Below are 19,636 nucleotides of genomic sequence, written 5' to 3' on the forward strand. Positions count from 1 at the left end.
TAATTAAAACTATATGAAGCTAATAACAGAAGCTAGTGTAGAAAAGCTTAGAGGAGGTTTTTATACTCCTGAGGAAATAGCGCGATTTATATTACGGTGGGGTATAAATGGAAGCACCAACTATGATATTTTAGAACCAAGTTGTGGAGATGGTGTCTTTTTAAGGCAATTAAAAACGTTAAAAGCAGAATATCAGTCGATTACAGGCGTGGAGTTTGATGAGGTTGAGTCTGCGAAGGCAAATAAAATAGAGTTAAGGAACAAAACTGTAATTAATACTGATTTTCATGAGTATTGTAATACAACTAAGCAACGATTTAATTTAATTGTAGGGAATCCTCCATATATTCGATATCAATTTTTTGATCGTGATCAACAACAACAAGCTTCAATTATTTTTGATAAAGCGGGACTGAAATATTCCAAATTGACAAATGCATGGGTTTCTTTTGTTGTTGGTTCTTCTTTATTATTAAAGGAGGAAGGGGGTAAGATTGGTTTTGTTTTACCTGCGGAGATATTGCAAGTTTCATATGCACAGCAGCTTAGGGCTTTTATTGCGAAGTTTTACAATAAAATAAATATAATATCTTTTGAAAAGTTAGTTTTTCCAAATATTCAACAGGAAGTTGTTTTGTTATTGTGTGAAAAAAATAATTCCCAAGAACATAATATTGAGCATATTGAATTAACAGATGCAAATGATTTGCAAATGTTAGATACTGCAAGATTGAAATCCCCTAAAAAGAAAATAGATTTTAAATCTAATAAGTGGACATTTTACTTTTTAGAGCAAGATGAGATTGACTTTTTAGAAACTATTGCTAATAGAAAGAAGGTTCCCCAAATTGGTGACTATTCGAAAGTTGAAGTTGGCATAACTACTGGTGCGAATGATTATTTTACTGTGCCTTATGATGTTGTACAAAAATATGATTTGTATGAGTATGCTAAACCTATGGTAGGAAGAAGTGTTCAAGTTAATAGTCTTATTTTTAATAAACAAGATTGGGAAGAAAATAAAAAATTGAACTCGAAAGCTCATCTCCTTGTTTTTTCTCAAGGTTCAAAGTTAAATGAAGGTGCTTTGAGGTATATTACATATGGTGAAGATATGGAGATTAATAAAGGATATAAAACTAGCATAAGAGACGAGTGGTATGTTATTCCTTCTATTAAAGTTTCTGATGCACTTTTTATAAGAAGGAATAATTTATATCCCCGCTTAATTATAAATGAAGCAAATGCTTATACTACAGATACTATGCATCGAGTTTATTTGTTGCCAGAGACTAATATAAAGTCTTTTGTTTCAAGTTACTATAACTCATTGTCTTTTGCATTTGCCGAGGTGTGTGGTAGAAGTCACGGTGGTGGTGTTTTGGAGCTTATGCCTAATGAGACCGAAAAGATATTATTGCCATATCATGAAAATAATGAAAAGCTTTTGTGGAATATTGATAAGATGATACGTGAAAAAGTTGATATAGATGATATTTTGGCTATTACAAATAAGATTATATTACAAAAAAATTATGGTTTAAGTCAAGAAGAAATATCTATTGCACATAATATTTGGAAAAAGTTATCGAATAGGAGATTGAATAGAAAGAGATAATAAATTTTATTGATAAATGGAAGCCAGTAATAAATACTGGCTTTTATTATATATGTAAATATATCATATTGTGTATATGATATTCTGTATGATATTTTTTTTGTTATATTTGTCTTTATATAAATCTGTATGTATGAGTAATATAAAGACTGATCCCAACAACTATCGTATCCATGACGACAAGAACAAACGTCTGATCCGGAAAAGCCTTGAAGAATGTGGTGCCGGTCGTTCTATCCTTTTTGACAATGATGATTGTATCATTGCCGGCAATGGCGTATATGAACAGGCCCAGGAGTTAGGTTTAAAGGTTCGTGTCATTGAAAGTGATGGTACAGAACTTATTGCGATCAAACGTAATGACTTATCGACGGAAGATGCCCGGCGTAAGGCATTAGCTCTAGCGGATAACCATACATCTGATACATCATTCTTTGATTTTGATGCTATCGTAAAAGATTTTGGTGTTGATGAACTGGACGCATGGGAATTAGAGATAAACGAGGCTAAGGATTATTCCGATAAAAACAGAGAAATTGATGTAGAAGAATGGGAAGATGCGCATGAACTGATATTGAAGTTTGATGCTGAAACTTATTTACGAGTTAAAGAGTCGTTAATGACTATTGACTCTGATCCGAGTAAGGCTGTATGTAAATTACTTTTTGAAAATGTCAATGATGAAACTACAATTTGAGTGGTATATAAAGAACGGTTATCCTTTTAAAGGGGTGGAACCTCACATGCTGAAGGTCTTTGGCGCTTTCATTTGTGGAGGTGGGTCGTCTATGGGATATAAGTTAGCCGGTTATGACCATCTCGGAGGGGTTGAATTAGATGAACAGGTGTCAAGAGTATATAACAGAAATCATTCTCCAAGGTTTTTATATACAGAAGATATTCGACTGTTCAATGAAAGAGAAGATTTGCCTAACGAATTGTATAATTTGGATATTCTGGATGGTTCACCACCTTGTTCTACATTTTCCATGGCTGGGGAAAGGGAAAACGCATGGGGTAAAAAGAAGCGCTTCAAAGAAGGTCAGGCAATGCAACGTCTGGATGATCTTGTTTTCATTTACATTGATACGATCTGTAAGTTGCGGCCAAAGGTTGCTATACTGGAAAATGTAAAAGGAATAATACAGGGTAATGCCCGTGCCTATTCAAAGGAGATCGTAAAACGTGTGCAGAAGATAGGATATGATGTGCAGGTATTCCTTCTTAATTCTGCGAGTATGGGGATTCCTCAAAAGCGCGAACGTGTATTTTTTATCTGTAGGAGGAAAGATCTAGGCTTTCCAAAGTTGCAGCTTAGCTTTAGTGAAACACCTATCCTGTTCAGAGAAATTATGGATAAGAACGATCTGTCAGATAATCTTACCGAATACCAAAGAATGCTATGGAATAGTAAGCGTAAATCAGATAAATCCTTTGGAGATATAATAGATCGATTAGAAAAGCGCCTTAGTATGTTTTCTAACCCTATTATTCATTCAGACGATGTGGCGCCTACTTTAACGAGTGGAGCCGGTGTGAATGCTCTTTATGATATCCCTAGAAGTCTAAATAAAAGAGAAATGTGTCTTATAGGCTCATATCCTTTAGATTATGATTTTGCCGATATCAAACCAGAATATTTGATAGGTATGAGTGTTCCTCCTGTTATGACTGCTCGTATATCTTACGAAATATATAAACAATGGTATCAGGATAAACCTGGTAATAGTTTAACAATATAGGTTTAACAAATGGCAGCAACAAGAAAAGCAGGAGAGAGGGAACGAGACAAACAGTTGATTGCATCCCTTTACTTTAAAGCATATACATTCCGTGAGATTGCGGAGTCTGTATCTGTCATTACTGGCCGTACAATTTCCCATGTAACAGTATTCAATGATGTTAAGGAGATACTGAAAGAATCGGAAGAGGCCCGGAAAGATTTCGTTAATAATCAATTGACAATAGAACTCGGAAAGATCAACAAGCTGGAACGTGAGTATTGGGAAGCCTGGGAGAAGTCAAAGACGGACCAGAAAAAGAAGTCTGTTGAGAAGAAAGACGATTGTGAGGGTGATCCGGCGAAAGGTAAGAAGAAATCTTCTACTCGTGTCCTGGGTGAGGAAATTATCAACATGGGGGATCCGCGCTATTTGTCCGGGATTGAGCGATGTATTGAAATGCGTTGTAAGCTTCTTGGTATTAACGGTACTCAAAAGGTCGATGTAACAACAGGCGGTAATAAAATACAGTTTACTGGGTTTAATTTCCTTCCGGTAACCCCGAATGTTGAACAGTTAATAAAGCAAGCAGATGAATGAAAGTAAATTTAAAACAGCGGCTTGCTTACAACTATCTAGCGGATAGTGAACATAAATTCATCCTGTACGGCGGTGCGGGAGGTGGTGGAAAATCTTGGTTAGGGTGTGAATGGTTGATGCAATGTGCTTTTCATTTGCCTGGTACACGCTGGTTTGTTGGTCGTAACAATCTAAAAGACTCACAAGCTTCTGTATCGGTAACGTTTGGTAAGGTTGCAAGGTATCACGGGTTTACCGGTTACCGTATCACAAATGACGGTATCAAGTTCGACAACGGTTCGGAGATCGTTTATCTGGATTTGACCTACTATCCTCGTAAGGACCCAATGTATGAACGGTTAGGATCGAAAGAATTTACCGGGGGATGGATAGAGGAAGCCGGAGAGATCAACGGTCTGGCTTTTGAGATGCTGAAAACTCGTATAGGTCGGCACTTGAATGATCTTTATAAAATCCCGTCGAAAATACTGATAACCTGTAATCCGAAAAAGAACTGGCTGTATAAGAGATTTTATCAGCCCAGTAAAGCAGGTAAACTCAAAGTACCGTATGCATTCATACCGGCATTAGTACAAGATAACCCGTTTGTCACAGAAGACTATGTTGATACCCTTCGTCAGACAGAGGATAAAGTAACGTATCAACGTCTTTATCTGGGAAAATGGGAGTATGACAGTGATCCGAACTCTTTAGTTGATTACGATGCAGTGATGGATTGCTTTACCAACACCGGTGCATTGATCGGAGGAAAGGCTATAAGTGCCGACCTGGCAATGAAAGGAAGAGATCACTTTGTCGCTGGTTACTGGGAAGGCTTACGTGTTTCAATCGAGATTGATAAAGACAAATCATCAGGTCGGGAGATTGAAACGGATTTGCGAAAGCTCATGGTTATGCATGGTGTCGGCAGGTCCCAGACGGTGGCGGATAGTGATGGTTTAGGAAGTTATTTGGAGAGCTATCTGAACGGGATCAAAGAGTTCAAGAATGGTGCATCTGCATTCAAGAATAAATATGCGAACCTGAAAGCCGAATGTGCATACAAATTGGCTGAAATGATAGACAAACGGCAGTTACAGATCATTTGCCGACCGGATCAGGCGGAACTCATTGCTGAAGAACTACAACTGTTGATTGCTGCGAATGTAGATAAGGATACCCGGAAAAAGGATATCATCAGCAAGGAAGCAATGAAAGGTATTATTAAGCGGTCTCCGGACTATTTGGATATGCTGATAATGGGAATGTATAGACTTGTTGCCCCGCGTACGGGTAACTCAACATATAACTGGTAATGAAGATAACGAGTAAGACTACTATTGAAAATGTGATTCTGATGCTAAAAGGAGTGGACTTTTGGGATCAGTTGGAAACGGTATATTCACCGGAGAAAATACCAGAGCTTACCTACGGTCAGCGTATTGACTTGTCTACTATAAACACAAGGTCTGAGCTTCTGTTTATTCCTCAAAAGGTGCTGCTAGGTTTGAATGAAAAGGAGGTGATGAGTAAACCTTTTATTTCTGTTTACAATTTTGGCCTGTCAGTTTACCGGGAATTGGAACGTATGACGGTACGTGATGAAAACACGTTCAAGTACAAACCAACACCGGAAGAAGTCAGAGCCGGATTTTATGGGATTGACCATGGTGTTTTTGGTGTTGTCGATCGGATTGCTCAACGTCTATCCATATCTCATGAAGCGGTATTCGATTTACCGGAAAGGCGTGTATATGCAATGATGAAAATTGATTATGACAGTGGCATGTATCAAAGGAGGTTAAACAAAATAATAAGTGAGAAGAAATGACGGTACAGGATAAATTGAAACAGGTTGCTGAATCACTAGGAGTACCGTTCGTTTTTGAGGACTGGACCCAGGCCAATGTGGAAATTGATAGGATACCGCTTCCGGCTGTTGTGTATGTTCTTCCTGCTTCTGGAGAACTGGACTTTAAGAATGGAAATATCCGTGACAACCAGAACGGGATGCTGGCTTTCTTAGATAAAGTAGAGCTGAATGGCAACGGTCTGGATAATGACTGTGTCGTTGACCGGATGAAATCATTAGCTATGAGATTCATTGTGAAGTTGAACGAAACAGGAAACTTTGAACCTTTGGGTGGAGTGATGAAATACCAGGTTGCATATAATAAACTCAATGCTGTTACTTCCGGTATTGTCTTTGAAGTGGTGTTGAAAGAGATAGCCGGAATATGTGAACGTAATCTATGAAAGAAGTACAGAACATAATATTTGAAGAATTGGAAGATCTTCGGAAGCGAATCATTTCCAATATTGATAGCTCCGGTCGTAGAGCTTCTGGGCGTACATCTGAATCCATGCGTACCGATGTATCTGAGAATCGCGGAGTATTGTTTGGTCGTATGGCTTTTGGTACGTTGGAGACAGGGCGTAAACCGGGCAAGGTTCCGGCCGGATTCTATCAGATTATAAAGCAGTGGGTAATTGATAAGGGTATCTCTTTTGATAGCCAGTCAGAACGCAATTCTTTTGCTTATCTGGTTTCTCGTAAAATAACCAGGGAAGGAACACAACTTTACCGGAGGGGAGCGGATACAGATGTATATACGGCTGAAGTACCGGAAACGATATCACGAATAAAAGACCGTGTCGGCTTTTTAATGAGAATGGAGTTTGAATCTATAAAATTGAATAAATGAAATGGCTACAGTAAACGCACCATCGGATACGCAGTATGTTTTTGATCCGGTTCTTTTCACAATGGAGGGGGCAGGGGAATATGATATCACTATTGAAGGAGTAAAGACGAAAGTGTCAGCAATAGCAAATACAGCGGTGTTTGATGCGTCAGGACTGCTGAAATCTTTGTTCACCATTAATACGTTGTCAAATGGAACGGTACGGAAGAATGTAGCCTGGTCCGTGGTGCAAGCCGGGGTATCTCTTGCTTCTGGAATCTTTGAAGTTGTCTATGGAAGTAATAAGGTCGTGAGTTTTTCCGGAGATGGAGCACATATCACATTACGCTGGATTAGCCGTCGCGGTGAGTTGGATTCATACGAATTTTGTATTTATCAGGACAGCCGGAAATTGGAGAATATTCAAACGGCCGGTATCGGAGGACTGACTTATAAGTTGGCATTTGATCAGATAAATAAAATAACCCTGTTTGCAGCTATGGTAGACCGGGAAACATTTGAGAGCTTCACCGCTATACAGGAAAGTGCCATTGTGCAGGCTTCTGTTCCTGATGGGTGGTATAATGTGGAGGTCGAAGTAAAAGAGTACAAACGAACAAAAGCTGCATTGCAGGATTTTGACATAACAATTGTATTGCCGAATGAAAGATAAACTTTACATAGATGGTATAGAGGTTGACTTGCCAGAGGGTGGCTCAGGCATCGTATTGAATCGTGCTGTGAGTAAGCCGGCCGATATGTCAACAATATTGTCTGGGTATTCATACACTATCCAGCTTCCTAAAACGGCACACAACATTCAGACGTTTAGTTACTCAACAGAAGTGAATGTTGAAACAGACTTTCCGCATGTAGAACATACAGCAAAGGTTATCAGGGGCGGTATTACTCTGTTTGATGATGGCGTTGCTGTTGTTAAATCGACCAGTAAAACAATAGAGGTCCTTATCAAATTTGGAGGAAATACACGTTTGACTCTTTTGAGTGATTGCAAGCTGAAAGATATTTTACCGGATAGCGGTTTGATCCCCTGGGACTATAATGTGACTGAAAATGATATTGTTACCTGGGTCCCAAAGTTGGACGGCATGCAAGCGCAGTACCCCGAACATTTGCGTCCAGCTGTGAAGGTCTCAATGTTATTTGATATGATAGTGGGGCAGTCGTTTGTAATGAATAATGCCTATCGTTCAGTAATTGAGAAAATGTGGTTGATGTTACCAACTACTAACGGGAGTAAAGAGGTCGCAAACAATCTGGCTTTTCGCCTTAGAGGGACTACTACATCTGATCAGATCTCAGGTAGACAAAAGTATGATATTTTACCAGATTTGAACTATCAAAATGCTCTCTATCATCAGAAATTGTATGATCTCATGTATCGTACGATGCCAGTAACTTTTATTAAAATTCCGTTAGGTGGACGATATCGGATAAAAGGTACAGTAAAAGCGAATAATGCGGCTACCGGATGGAAATTTGGTATATTCAGTATCGCTACAGAGTTTAAGGAGGGTGAAGCACCCATCTTTGATATATTTGAAAGTACATCAAAAGATATTGATGAGTATAGAAACATTGGTGCAGGTGATGTTTGTTTTGGTATTTACGATCCTTTTAGGACTGGGAATTTTGAAATAGACTTAACTATCTCTTTTGCTCCGGAGAATGAAAAGGATTATTCCCAAACTGCATTCTTGTTGGATTATCCAATTCGAGAAAATTTGCCGGACATATCGGCGATGGATTTTATTAAGTCTGTCATGGGGGTATTTGGTTTGATGGTAGAATATCAAGGTAGTGTTCTCTCGTTTTACAATGCAGATGATGTAATCTTAAGTAAATCCGGAGCGATCAATATTTCAGAGATGCTGATCGACAAGAAAGATAATAAGCTGGAATATACCTATGGACTAACTAAAAAGAATGTACTGAAGTACGCGGAGGATGATCTGGTTGATAAAACATTCGCATCATATACGTTTACTGCAGATACCTACGATAAACAGGAGAATACTGTGTATCAATCTCCATATGCAGCGACAGATAAGAATATTGCCTTATATACGCGCAAAATCGAAGATAATAAAGTTGAGTATGTTTTGAACAAATCAACTAAATGTCGATTGTTGCTAGAAAATGGTACGGAATCTCTTAAAGTGTGGGGAAAATGGATAGATGCAGATTCGAAGACGGTTGTTTTCCGTTCATTCACTTTTGAACCTTTGAAATATGACAACCTGGTTCGTAAGTATTGGACGGGGTATTTAGGTGTTTACGCAAATAAACCAAGAATTTCATATCGAAAGGCAAAACTTGATCCGACCTTTTTCCCGAACCTGTCTTTTTGTAAACCGTTGTATGCAGATGGTAATTATTACATGTTGCTATCGGTAAATAACTATACAGAGGCCGGTAAAGCAGATTTGGAATTGGCTCTTATTGATGGTGTAGATGTAACGGGAGAGGGTGCAACATCTTTGAGAAATGCCATATTGGTAAATCCGACAACACCGTTGAAATTTTCACCTACTACTGTTGCTCTTTATACGGCTATGTCTTTGGCTACCGCAACGTCTACTGTTACCGATGGTAAACTGATCCGGGAACTGGACGAAGCCGGGACGGTGACCAATGATATGTATTTGCCTGTTGATATAGGAGAGGGGGATGCAAGAAAGGTCTCTGTGAAAACTTTCAAAGATAATATTCAAAGTGATAATGAAGAAATATTTCTTCGTAAAGACAAACCGGATTCAACAGAGTATCCAATCGCCTTTAAAGGAGGTGCTACCTTTGGCAATTATGTTGGTGGCTTTCATGGCTCCGGTGCCAGGATAAATGAAAAAGGGGAAGGCGAAATGCGTAGCCTTCAGCTATGGGAGTTCTTGGAAGTACCAGAACTGCGTTTTAACCGTATCGATGTTGTGTCGGGTGAACTTTGGAATGCTATCGCTTTCGGTTTGATCGAGTCTGTCGATACGGAGAATAAGATCGTGAAGCTGAAACTGGAAGAAGGTGAACTTGCCGGATTACATGTGAATGATTTTTGTCGTGGTATATTCCATAACCTGACCGGTAATGCCACTACTTCCGGTGTTGACAGTGCCGGTTTCGATGTAGTGGTGGGATTCTCGACTGCCTACTTTACGCCTACAGAAATAATCGATAATGCCCATTTCAGATATGAGCTGAAACCCGGAACAATGGTTCACCCCTGCATGGCTATGAAGTTTGCCGTGTACGGTAATCCTATTGAGAAGAACCGGCAGCATTCTGCTTATTCAACAAGGACTTATCAGCGATATCTTCGTAATGTCAGTACATGGGAGATCAATCCAGGGAAACATATTTCATCGCAATGGGGCGATCTTTCCAACTTGGTTATAAATGGGGAATCCTTAGCTGAAGGATCAATCTATTTGAACAATGTTTATTTCGGAGGAAACGTTTGGAACGTTCCCGGTCTGGAAAACAATTTGAAGGGACAGGATGCGTATTCTGTAACCTTATCAACTTATAGTGCAGTATATAATACGAAAGATGGATTGACGGAACAGGTCGATATCGTTACAGGTGATAAAAATGTTGTGACGGGAACGGCTCAGGTTGTTGCACAAAACTTTCGTATATCAACCAAAATCCAGGTCTCGAAAGGTGCGACTCCATTACGGTACAGTACTGTTATTGGAGAAGGTAAATATCTGGTTACTTCAGTGGGTACAGGCTGCACATATACGGTCACTGATGGTCTTTTAGTAGTTCATGGTGTAACGGAAGAAAAGGCAGAAATAAAACTGGAGATTAATTGTGAGGGGCTGGCCGTCTACGAACAGGTATTTACTATTGTCCGTGTGATTGATGGTATGGACGGTACAGATGTGGAGTGGATATTTCAGCGTTCTACAACTGAAGCGAACAAACCCGGTAGACCTACAACATCTGAAAATGTTGCGGATTTTGTTCCTGTCGGTTGGACGGATGATCCGGTTGGCCCGGACATAACGAATCAATTTGAATGGAGCAGTAAGCGTGAAAAAGCGAATGGTGTTTGGGGAGCATTTTCCGAAGTATTCCTATGGTCCAGATGGGGTAAAGATGGTACTAGTACCGAATACATCTATGCCCTTTCAAAGAATTATGCGCCACCATCGATAACTAACAGCCAGGAAGATGGCCATGTCCCTATGGAATGGTATTCTACCCCTCTTAGCGTTACCGCAGAGTACAAAGTATTATGGGTGTCTCAGCGGGTAAAGAAAGATGGTATCTGGAGTAGATTTTCAAATCCCAGTATATACGCAAAATGGGCGGAAGATGGAAAAGACGGTGATCCTGGTATAGATGGTTATTCCACATATGGAGTTTATAGAAGGTCAGAGACGCAACCGGTTACTCCTGAGGAAGATAAATTGCCTCCTTCTGGTTGGGCACGGGATCCTCCTTCTGGAACCCTTCCGCTCTGGATGAGTAAGGCTGTATTTTTTAGCAGTGGTTTTAAAAAGGGGCCTTGGTCTGCTCCTGTAAGAATATCTGGCCCTGAAGGAGAGGATGGGAAAGCCGGTCCTTCATTGACATTCAGAAAAAAATATGATGCTTCAAAAATCTATACCGGGACGGAACAACATGTTGATGCTGTTTATACTGAAGATACTCCAGGGACTAAAGTCTTTTGGATGGCTAAAACATCAGCCGGTTCATTCAGTAATAAATATCCGAGTTCCGGATCTGCATACTGGGAAAGATTTCAAGGTCAATTTGAAAGCATAGCAACGGGATTGGCGTTGATCGAAGAGGCAAATATTGCCGGTTGGTGGTTCTCGGACTTAACGATACAGAGCCAAAATAGGAATGTGGTCATTGATGGCAATGCCGATACTCATCCCCGTATAGCATTGGGAGCCTCGTATGAAAACAGGGATACTGCTCCAACCAGGCTTTATGAAGATGGTTCTGTTTATTTTGAGAAGGGTGTTTTTGGTGGGTATCTGCAAATGACATTTAAAGTTTTGTCGAGTTCGGATGCCGTAAGAGTCTCCGGGGGAAATGGTCCAACCTATAGACTTGTAGATGATTTAAACATAAAACTTCATGCAGGTGATTATTCAGAAGGGACTTATCATGTCTTTGTACAATTACCATCAGATCCATCATATGAAGGTAAAATGGCAACAATATATGAAGCTACATTCCCTCCTTATACAAAATCTTCATCAAGTCTTTTTATCACAACTCAAAACGGATACGGAATAGCCGGATGCGAGCCGTTGGGTACACTTTCCACAGACAGGAATGATCCTGTGGAATTACAGGTAAATGGAGCTTGTCTACAATTTATGGCTGTTAGAGCGACAAGTATTCAAGGTTTGGAATATGCAAAATGGATAGCATTAAATTATAAGTAATATGGCAGGAACAAAGGATATTAAAGAATTTACGAAGTATCCCAGTCTATCGGATAACGATTATTTGTTGGGGACTAAGACCGATTTAGGTGGTACAGATGCCGGTATAACTGTTTCCGACTTTAAAAAGTTGGTAGCTCAAGATGTAAAGCCAACCATCAAGAATGGGTATTGGTGGGTAAACGGAGTGAACACTGGTGAATTGGCAACGGGTAGGACCCCACAGTTCCGTTATACGGCCAATGGCATGGAAATGAAGTATGACAATGAAGATGATACTGCTTTTCGAGTCATTATCCCTATTGAAGATTTGATATTCACTTTTGATGATCTTATCCCGGAACAGGTAGAGTTATTGAAGCTGAAATTCTCAGACTTAACGGAAGCTGAAAAGAATGAGCTTCGAGGTAAAGCTTTTACTTATACCGATTTCACTCCAGATCAATTGGCCGATCTCCGTTTGACATGGGATAAGTTGACTCCTACCCAAAAAAAAGAACTGCAGGGGGAACGTGGATATAGTGCCTTTGAGGTATGGGAACAGCAGGAAGGGAATACTGGTAAAACAGTGGATGATTATCTTTCATGGCTCCGTCTACCGGCAACGAGTGTAGCATTGGCTATTCGTGAGGAAATGGATCAAATAGCTGAAGAAGCGGAGGAAGTAATAAGAGAAACAAATGCTGCGGGAGAACAGGCTGGTAAGGCAGCTGTACGGGCGAATAATGCAGCAGAAGCCGCCGAAGGTATTGTTGCCGGTATAGTACCGACGAAAACAAGTGATTTGGAAAATGATAGCGGATTCATTACAAAGGTTGTTGATGATCTGGCTAATTATTTACTCAAATCAGAAACATACACCAGAGAAGAAGTTCTGAATCTGATATCCCAAATCAAAGGTATTAGTATATTGCCTGTTGAAGTTTTGCCTGATACAGGGGAAACTAATATTATCTACTTTCTTCCCAAAGAGGGGGCAGAGGATGATGTGTATGACGAGTATATTTGGATAAGTGGGAAATGGGAACGAATTGGTTCTACATCTATCGATTTATCGAAGTATTATACCAAAGAAGATGCAGATAACCGCTATGTATTGAAGGAGCTTGGAAAGCGTCTTATGACGGATGAAGAAGGGGAAAAGTTAGCTGGTATCGAAGAAGGAGCAAACAAGTTCCAGTACCCTGCCAATCCCGAAGCAGGTCAGGTACTCACGTGGTCTGACGGTTCAGCTAAGTGGAATAATCCGGTTAGCGGGTACGAGTATATAGAACTAGGCGATATTTTGCAGGTCAACCGAGTAAAGACTTCTACCGAACTGGACTGGAACGACTTTATATTGGGTAAAACGATGGATGATTTAGAGCAGGCTTATATCAACAATACCCCTATATATTCCAAAATACAAAGTCGTTATTTCGGGGAAAAGATGGGATATTCACAATGTACTTCCATAATGAAAATAGTTGACGGTACTGTTGTGCACTATTGCTTATCTTTTGTTGTGGCTTATAGCGCGACTAACTCTGATAATATTTACAATTACCTTATTGATTTAAGAGGCGTCACAGGGGAAGGTTGGCGCGATGCAACTGCAAGGGCGGCATGTTCTTATACAAAAACGACTGTTGCTATTGGCGTATCTATTCCGTTTACTGGTGGGTTTATTATCATGGACTTATCTACAAGCGGAAGCAGAGATTTACTTATAAACCCATCCGGTTTTTATCCGCTTCACAATTCAACTACTACTGTAATGCTTCGTAATACATCTACCTTGACAACTAAGTTGGCATTCACTATAAAATTAGGTGCTGATACAAAGTTGGATGGTTCGGTATTATTGATACCTTCTGATTTGCCGGAACTGGCGGGAGGTGAAGCATGTGAATTAAATATATTGTGGGCGGACTGGAAATATATAGTTCGTGCGTCTGAGTCTTTTAATTACAAAGAATACGTAGAATAATGGGAAATAGAAGAAGATCAATACTTTTTGCTTCTGGAATGATAGAGGTCACTCAAATGGTTGTAATCAAATCATCGGAGATTTATACAATTCCTGTTGACACTGTTAAACTTGACGCGTTTATAGTGGGGGCTGGTGGTGGTGGTGGTCTGCCAGTAGCCCCCACATCTTACGGTTCGTATACAGCGGGATATGCCGGGAAAGGTGGTACAGTTGTATATCAGGAAAATATACCCTTCATTAAAGGAGAAGAAATGACTGTTGTGATCGGACAAGGTGGGGTTGCTGCAACGACGGCCAATAATGCGGGAAACAAAGGAGGTGATACATCTTTCGGGACTCTCATTGCTTTGGGCGGAAGTGGTGGAGCTGCCGGAACAAATTCTTCGCCATCAATCGGGAGAGATGGAACAGCATGTCCGTTTGGAGATATAGAATCGGAGTCTATCGCATCTACTGATTTATTTGGCGCAAATGGTGGAGATGGAAGTATCACCACTATGGCTAATGCAGGTGGGAATACTGGTGCGGGAAAGGGGGCAAATCGCTCTACAGCCGCTGCAGCCGGAGTTTTTTATGGCTCGGCTGGAGGAGGTGGAACAATATATAGGTCATTTAGTAACACAATAAGAAATGCCGGAAGCGGTTATCAGGGTATTGCTATATTAAAGGTCGTTCGCAGGATGAAAGAAAGTGATATGCCGCTTGTGGTAAAGACAGCAATAATAACAGACGTTCTTCAGACTTCTTGGTCCGTACCTGCCAATACTAAAAAAATTGATGTTTTTATAGTTGCTGGCGGTGGTTCAGGATTCGGTTCAAATCAGATGAATGTACTTAATAGGATGATTACAGGAGGTAGAGGGGGACAGGTCTTATATGTGGAAGATATTCCCTTTACAAAAAATAAAGTTTTTAATTTAAAGATAGGAGATCAGACCGCCAACACTTCATATACTGGTGTTAAAGGTAATGATACGACTTTTGGCGAATATACTGCAATCGGAGGGGCGACAGGAGCAATGTATTCAGGTTCAGCACCTACTATACATGACGGCAAAAAATGCATATTTGAAGACATAAATCCCAATAACTTATATGGGGCAGACGGGGGCACTGTAAGTAATAACAACGGTGAAATTCTTTTGTTTGATGGTGGGAAAACAGGTGGCGGGAAAGGTAGCTCTCAGAGTGGAAAAGATGCTACGTTTTATGGTTCAGGCGGGGGAGCGCATGGGGTTCTTAGTGGTGCGATGTCCTATCCCGGAAGAGGTTATCAAGGCATAATAATAATCCGGTATTATGTAAGAACCCTTGAATAAAGTTTAATAAAAGTTACTAAGTAGTATGGTAGATAATAAAGAACAAGTAATATTAGAAGTTATCATAAAAAATGATGTCGCTTCGAAGCGGATCAAGGAGAATAAGCAGGATATTGTCGAGCTTCGGGAAGAACAATCCTTGTTGAATAAAACGACATTGGAAGGTAAAGAAGCCTATAAACGGTATGAAGATGAGATAAAGAATCTTAGGAAACATAATGTACTGTTGAATCAGGAGATTAGGAACAATAACAAATCAATAGAGGATCAGGAAGGTAGTTTGCAATCTATGCGTGCTGAACTTTCCCGGCTGAATAAGGTATATGTGAATCTAAGCCAGATCGAAAGAGAATCAGCGAAAGGACGTGATTTGCAGAAGAAGATTAAAACTCTCAATGATGAAATTAAAATAACGGAACAGGGTTTAGGTGATTTTCGCCGTTCAGTTGGGGGATATGAAGAGGCAATCAAAGTAGCTGCTAATGAAACTGGAATATTTTCTAAGGTCAATAGCTCTTTGAAAAGTGTAATTACCCCTTTTCAGCCCCTATACAAAAAGGTACGGCAGGAGGTTGGTTTATTAACAGTAGATTATAAATTGAACTCTGCCGCTACTACTCAAATGTCCGGGGCCCAGAAAGCGGCTGCCGTATCTTCAAATCTCCTTTCTGCCGGATTGAAAATATTAAAGATTGCTCTTTTCAGTACAGGGATAGGTGCGATCGTTGTGGTGTTGGGGTCTTTGGTGGCATATCTAACTAAGACACAAAAAGGGACCGAGTTTCTGAGTAATGCTATGGCTGGTCTAGGGGCGGCCATTAATGTTATTATTGATCGAGTTGCCAAATTTGGAGGTGCATTGGTTAAAGTATTTTCCGGCGACTTTAAGGGGGCTGCTCAGGATATGAAAGCGACCTTTGCCGGGATCGGTGATGAATTGCAGCGTGAAATAAAACTGGCTTATGAGTTGAACAATATCAGTCAACAGTTGGAAAAACAGGAAGTCATGTTGAACATGCAGCGGGCTGCCAGTCGAAAAGAGATTGAGCGGCTGAAAATGATTTCCGATGATACAACCAAATCAGCTAAAGAACGTATTGCTGCTGCAAAACAAGCTAGTGAAATGGAACAGGCCGACATGAAACAACAGATCGAACTTGGAGAAAAGAAGCTGGCTAATATCCTGGGGCAAAAGGAGGTCACTCAAGAAGTTCGTGATATGTTGGATGCGGTATCTAAGGGTGCGATGAGTGCAGATGATGCAATTTCCCAACTAGGACTATCTGAAAGTACTGTATCTGATTTGAAAGATTTTGCTGATCTGTTTCAAAATGTGGTAGACAAACAACGTGATAGTTATACAAAACAGATTGAACTTCAAAATAAGACAAATTCCATTGCAAAGGAGAGCTCAAGAAAAATACTAGAAACAAAAAAAGCTCAGCAGACTAAAGAATTAGAGTTGATCCGCCAGGCTGAAGATACGGCTTTATCTCTGGTAAAGGAAGGAATAGAAAAACAGAGGCAAACGATTAATTTACAGTATGACCGGCAGATCGAAGATTTGAAACGTAAGCTCAGTTCAGAGAAAAATTTAACTGATGCAGCAAAGAAAGCATTGAATGACTCTATGGTTTTAGCAGAACAGAAGCGTGACGCTGATTTGAAAAAATTATCTGATGAATCTATCCAGGTCCTGATCAGAAAAGAAACAGAACGTATCCAGTTACAACTGGATTCTGTCAAAGAAGGTACATCACAGGAACATGATCTCCGTCTTTCCCTAATCGAGCAGAACCGGCAGGCTGAACTTGCTGCTAATTTGCAATTAGCTGAAGAACTTCGGCAGTCGGAGGCTGATATAAATGCTGCATATAACAAACAGATTACAGATGAAAACGAAGCTTTTCGGAAAGAACAATTCGATAGGCAGTCTGAATATATTCGCTTAGAATGGGAAAATAAGATTCTACGGGCCAAAGAAGGAACGTTGCAAGAATATGATCTGAAACTACAACAGGCTCAGGCAGAGTATGATTTATTAGTGAATATGGATGCTGCAACTAAAGCTGCATTGTATGAATCAGATGCCGAATACACGAATGCTGTACTACAAAGTCAGAAGATGATAACAGAAGCAAAGCGGGCACAGGTTAATGCGGAAAATGAATTTGTACTTATGCAGATAGAAGCTGCAGCAACTGTTACTGATGCTTTTTCCTCAATGATTGATACTTTTGCTGAAGACAATGAAAATTTAGCCGCTTTTGCTAAAACTATAGCATTATTCAATATCGGTTTGAGTACGGCAGAAGCTTTGGCAAAAGGGGTAGCCTCTGCTCAAGCAGTTGGTTTCCCAGCCAATATTCCAGCAATTGCTACAACTATTGCAGCCATTATGACAAATATCGCAAAAGCAAAGCAGTTGGTAAATAAAGAGAAGAACCCAAAATATGCCGATGGTGGTGAAATCAGCGGTCCTTCGCATGCTTCAGGTGGGGTTCTGATCGAAGCTGAAGGAGGGGAAGGTATTATAAATAAACACTCAATGTCTAACCCTTTATTACGTTCTATCGCTAGTGCGGTAAATGTTGCTGGGGGCGGTGTACCTTTTTCAAATGTTCCAATATTCCCGTCGGTTTCTGGTGGTGGTTTTGATACAGCAGAACTGAAAGCTGTTTTTGTTGAAGCATTAAAAGAAATGCCGGTTCCTGTGGTTAGTGTTGTTGAATTTACAGAAGTTCAGGACAGAGTAAAAATGATTCAAAATAATTCGACTATATGAAAGTTCATGAGATATTAGCCTTTAATAAAGAGTTGTTGGAAAAACTGTATTCTGCAGGTTTGAATACATCTGATTTCCTGTATGTCGGTTTGTATAATGAATATGATCGTTTAAAAAGAGACGGGTTGAAGAAGGCTTATATTGTTTCTTTCCTCTCTGATCAGTATAATATGAGTGAAAGGAAGGTGTATCAAGTCATTTCTAAGATGGAACGCTCTTTTTGAACTCTATATTGTTTATTTCATAGGCTGCATCGTGTTTCGGTACAGCCTTTTTTTATTACTGCAAAATTCGTGCAGTGCTTTTTCATTTTATTTTCTCTTTTAATATACAATATGATATAAATTTGTACAAAAAGATAATTTTGAAATATGGCAATATTAAAGATTCACAGTGATATAGTAGATGAAGAAACAAGAGTAGTACGGTTAATGTGGACCGGGATAGATGGAACGTCTTTTTCAACTGTTGATGCTTTTATTGACTCAATTCCGGAAAATGATAATGAAATTGAAATTCGTCTCAATTGTGAGGGTGGCAATATTTCTGAGGGGTGGAGTATTTATGATAAACTTCGTGCTACTGGGAAGGAAATTTCGGCAATTATTGAGGGGAAATGTGCGTCGATGGCTTCTATATTATTGCTTGCTGCATCAAAAGAAAAACGATTTGGATATACTAATTCAAAATTATGTATTCATAAACCCCTTGTCCTTGCAAACAAAGGCTGCGCGATGAGGTCGAATGATCTCCGTCAAATGGCGGATGATCTGGATCGTGAAAATGAAAAGTTTCTGGATTTATATGTAGAAAGGACAGGAGCAGACAGGGAACAACTTCAATCTTTGATGGAAAAAGATAAATATGTAGATATGGATCAGGCGAAAGAGTTGGGCTTTGTATCAACTATTCTCCTTCCGCTATCTGCTTCAAAAAATGATCACTCAAATATAAATAATATGGCAAAAACAGGAGAAAATGTAGAAGTTAGTCAGAGTCTATTTGCTAAAATGCTTGCAAAGTTAGGCTATGCAAAAATTGAAGATGCGGAGGCTGCATTTAAAAAAGTTGCCCTTGATTTATCAACTGCAGACGGAAGTACATTAACAGTAGAGCGGGAGGAGGGAGATCCACAGGTCGGTGATACAGCCTCTCCGGATGGTGAGCATCTTATGCCGGATGGAAGTACCATTGTCGTAGAAGGAGGTGTAATATCCGAAATACGCGATCCGGAAGAAGAAAATAACAATGACGAGTTGGATGCTGCCAATGCTCGAATTGCAGAGTTGGAAACAGAACTAACGTCTTTGCGTACTCAGGCTAAGAGCCAGGATGAACTTGTGATCTTGAACAAGGTCAAAACTATGGGAGGTTTGGAAGGCTTGAAGAAAATTGCAAGTAGCTATGTTCCTGATGCGCGAGGTTTCCAGGGTAATCAAGGTGTTCAGGGTGGAAATGGTGATCCGGTATCTCTGATCGATAAAAAGCTGGCTGAAAAACGCGATGCCCGTAAAAAGAAGTTTAACAAATAA

Annotated in this window: 15 protein-coding genes; all 15 read left to right on the forward strand. The window is 39.9% G+C overall.

From position 1 onward, the window contains the following. Positions 1-13: 13 nt before the first annotated feature. The 15 genes from IEY67_RS17795 (at position 14) to IEY67_RS17865 (ending at position 19,636) form a co-directional block, all read left to right on the forward strand. Positions 14-1,618 carry an Eco57I restriction-modification methylase domain-containing protein gene (locus tag IEY67_RS17795; protein ID WP_183671031.1) on the forward strand — a complete coding sequence of 535 codons (1,605 nt, stop codon included), beginning with the start codon at positions 14-16 and terminating at the stop codon, positions 1,616-1,618. 133 nt (positions 1,619-1,751) lie between these two features. Further along, on the forward strand, positions 1,752-2,315 hold the full coding sequence (locus IEY67_RS25220; RefSeq protein WP_229801120.1) for a ParB N-terminal domain-containing protein: 564 nt from the start codon (positions 1,752-1,754) through the stop codon (positions 2,313-2,315). Next, positions 2,296-3,360, forward strand: coding sequence for a DNA cytosine methyltransferase (locus IEY67_RS17805; RefSeq protein ID WP_221267790.1), 1,065 nt, complete (start codon positions 2,296-2,298; stop codon positions 3,358-3,360). Before IEY67_RS25220 ends, IEY67_RS17805 begins: the two co-directional genes overlap by 20 nt. Positions 3,361-3,369: 9 nt before the next feature. After that, the gene (locus tag IEY67_RS17810) at positions 3,370-3,939 is read left to right on the forward strand and encodes a hypothetical protein (protein ID WP_183671029.1); all 570 of its coding nucleotides are present in this window, start codon (positions 3,370-3,372) and stop codon (positions 3,937-3,939) included. Beyond that, positions 3,936-5,234: a phage terminase large subunit gene (locus IEY67_RS17815; protein WP_183671027.1), complete on the forward strand. Its 1,299-nt coding sequence runs from the start codon at positions 3,936-3,938 to the stop codon at positions 5,232-5,234. The genes IEY67_RS17810 and IEY67_RS17815 overlap by 4 nt, the downstream gene beginning before the upstream one ends. After that, the gene (locus IEY67_RS17820; RefSeq protein WP_183671025.1) at positions 5,234-5,749 is read left to right on the forward strand and encodes a hypothetical protein; all 516 of its coding nucleotides are present in this window, start codon (positions 5,234-5,236) and stop codon (positions 5,747-5,749) included. The genes IEY67_RS17815 and IEY67_RS17820 overlap by 1 nt, the downstream gene beginning before the upstream one ends. Continuing rightward, positions 5,746-6,174: a hypothetical protein gene (locus tag IEY67_RS17825; protein WP_183671023.1), complete on the forward strand. Its 429-nt coding sequence runs from the start codon at positions 5,746-5,748 to the stop codon at positions 6,172-6,174. Before IEY67_RS17820 ends, IEY67_RS17825 begins: the two co-directional genes overlap by 4 nt. Continuing rightward, the gene (locus tag IEY67_RS17830; RefSeq protein ID WP_183671021.1) at positions 6,171-6,623 is read left to right on the forward strand and encodes a hypothetical protein; all 453 of its coding nucleotides are present in this window, start codon (positions 6,171-6,173) and stop codon (positions 6,621-6,623) included. The genes IEY67_RS17825 and IEY67_RS17830 overlap by 4 nt, the downstream gene beginning before the upstream one ends. A gap of 1 nt (position 6,624) precedes the next feature. After that, entirely contained in the window at positions 6,625-7,275 is a 651-nt protein-coding gene (locus tag IEY67_RS17835; RefSeq protein ID WP_183671019.1) for a hypothetical protein, read from the forward strand. Further along, complete coding sequence (locus IEY67_RS17840) at positions 7,265-12,028, forward strand: hypothetical protein (RefSeq protein WP_183671017.1); 4,764 nt, start codon at positions 7,265-7,267, stop codon at positions 12,026-12,028. Before IEY67_RS17835 ends, IEY67_RS17840 begins: the two co-directional genes overlap by 11 nt. Before the next feature lies 1 nt (position 12,029). After that, on the forward strand, positions 12,030-13,997 hold the full coding sequence (locus tag IEY67_RS17845) for a hypothetical protein (RefSeq protein WP_183671014.1): 1,968 nt from the start codon (positions 12,030-12,032) through the stop codon (positions 13,995-13,997). Next, positions 13,997-15,319, forward strand: coding sequence for a glycine-rich domain-containing protein (locus tag IEY67_RS17850; protein ID WP_183671012.1), 1,323 nt, complete (start codon positions 13,997-13,999; stop codon positions 15,317-15,319). Before IEY67_RS17845 ends, IEY67_RS17850 begins: the two co-directional genes overlap by 1 nt. A gap of 25 nt (positions 15,320-15,344) precedes the next feature. After that, positions 15,345-18,104 carry a hypothetical protein gene (locus tag IEY67_RS17855; protein ID WP_183671010.1) on the forward strand — a complete coding sequence of 920 codons (2,760 nt, stop codon included), beginning with the start codon at positions 15,345-15,347 and terminating at the stop codon, positions 18,102-18,104. Next, complete coding sequence (locus tag IEY67_RS17860; protein ID WP_183671008.1) at positions 18,101-18,328, forward strand: hypothetical protein; 228 nt, start codon at positions 18,101-18,103, stop codon at positions 18,326-18,328. Before IEY67_RS17855 ends, IEY67_RS17860 begins: the two co-directional genes overlap by 4 nt. A 147-nt stretch (positions 18,329-18,475) precedes the next feature. Further along, on the forward strand, positions 18,476-19,636 hold the full coding sequence (locus IEY67_RS17865; RefSeq protein ID WP_183671006.1) for a Clp protease ClpP: 1,161 nt from the start codon (positions 18,476-18,478) through the stop codon (positions 19,634-19,636).

Source organism: Parabacteroides faecis (assembly GCF_014647375.1).
GTDB lineage: Bacteria > Bacteroidota > Bacteroidia > Bacteroidales > Tannerellaceae > Parabacteroides > Parabacteroides faecis.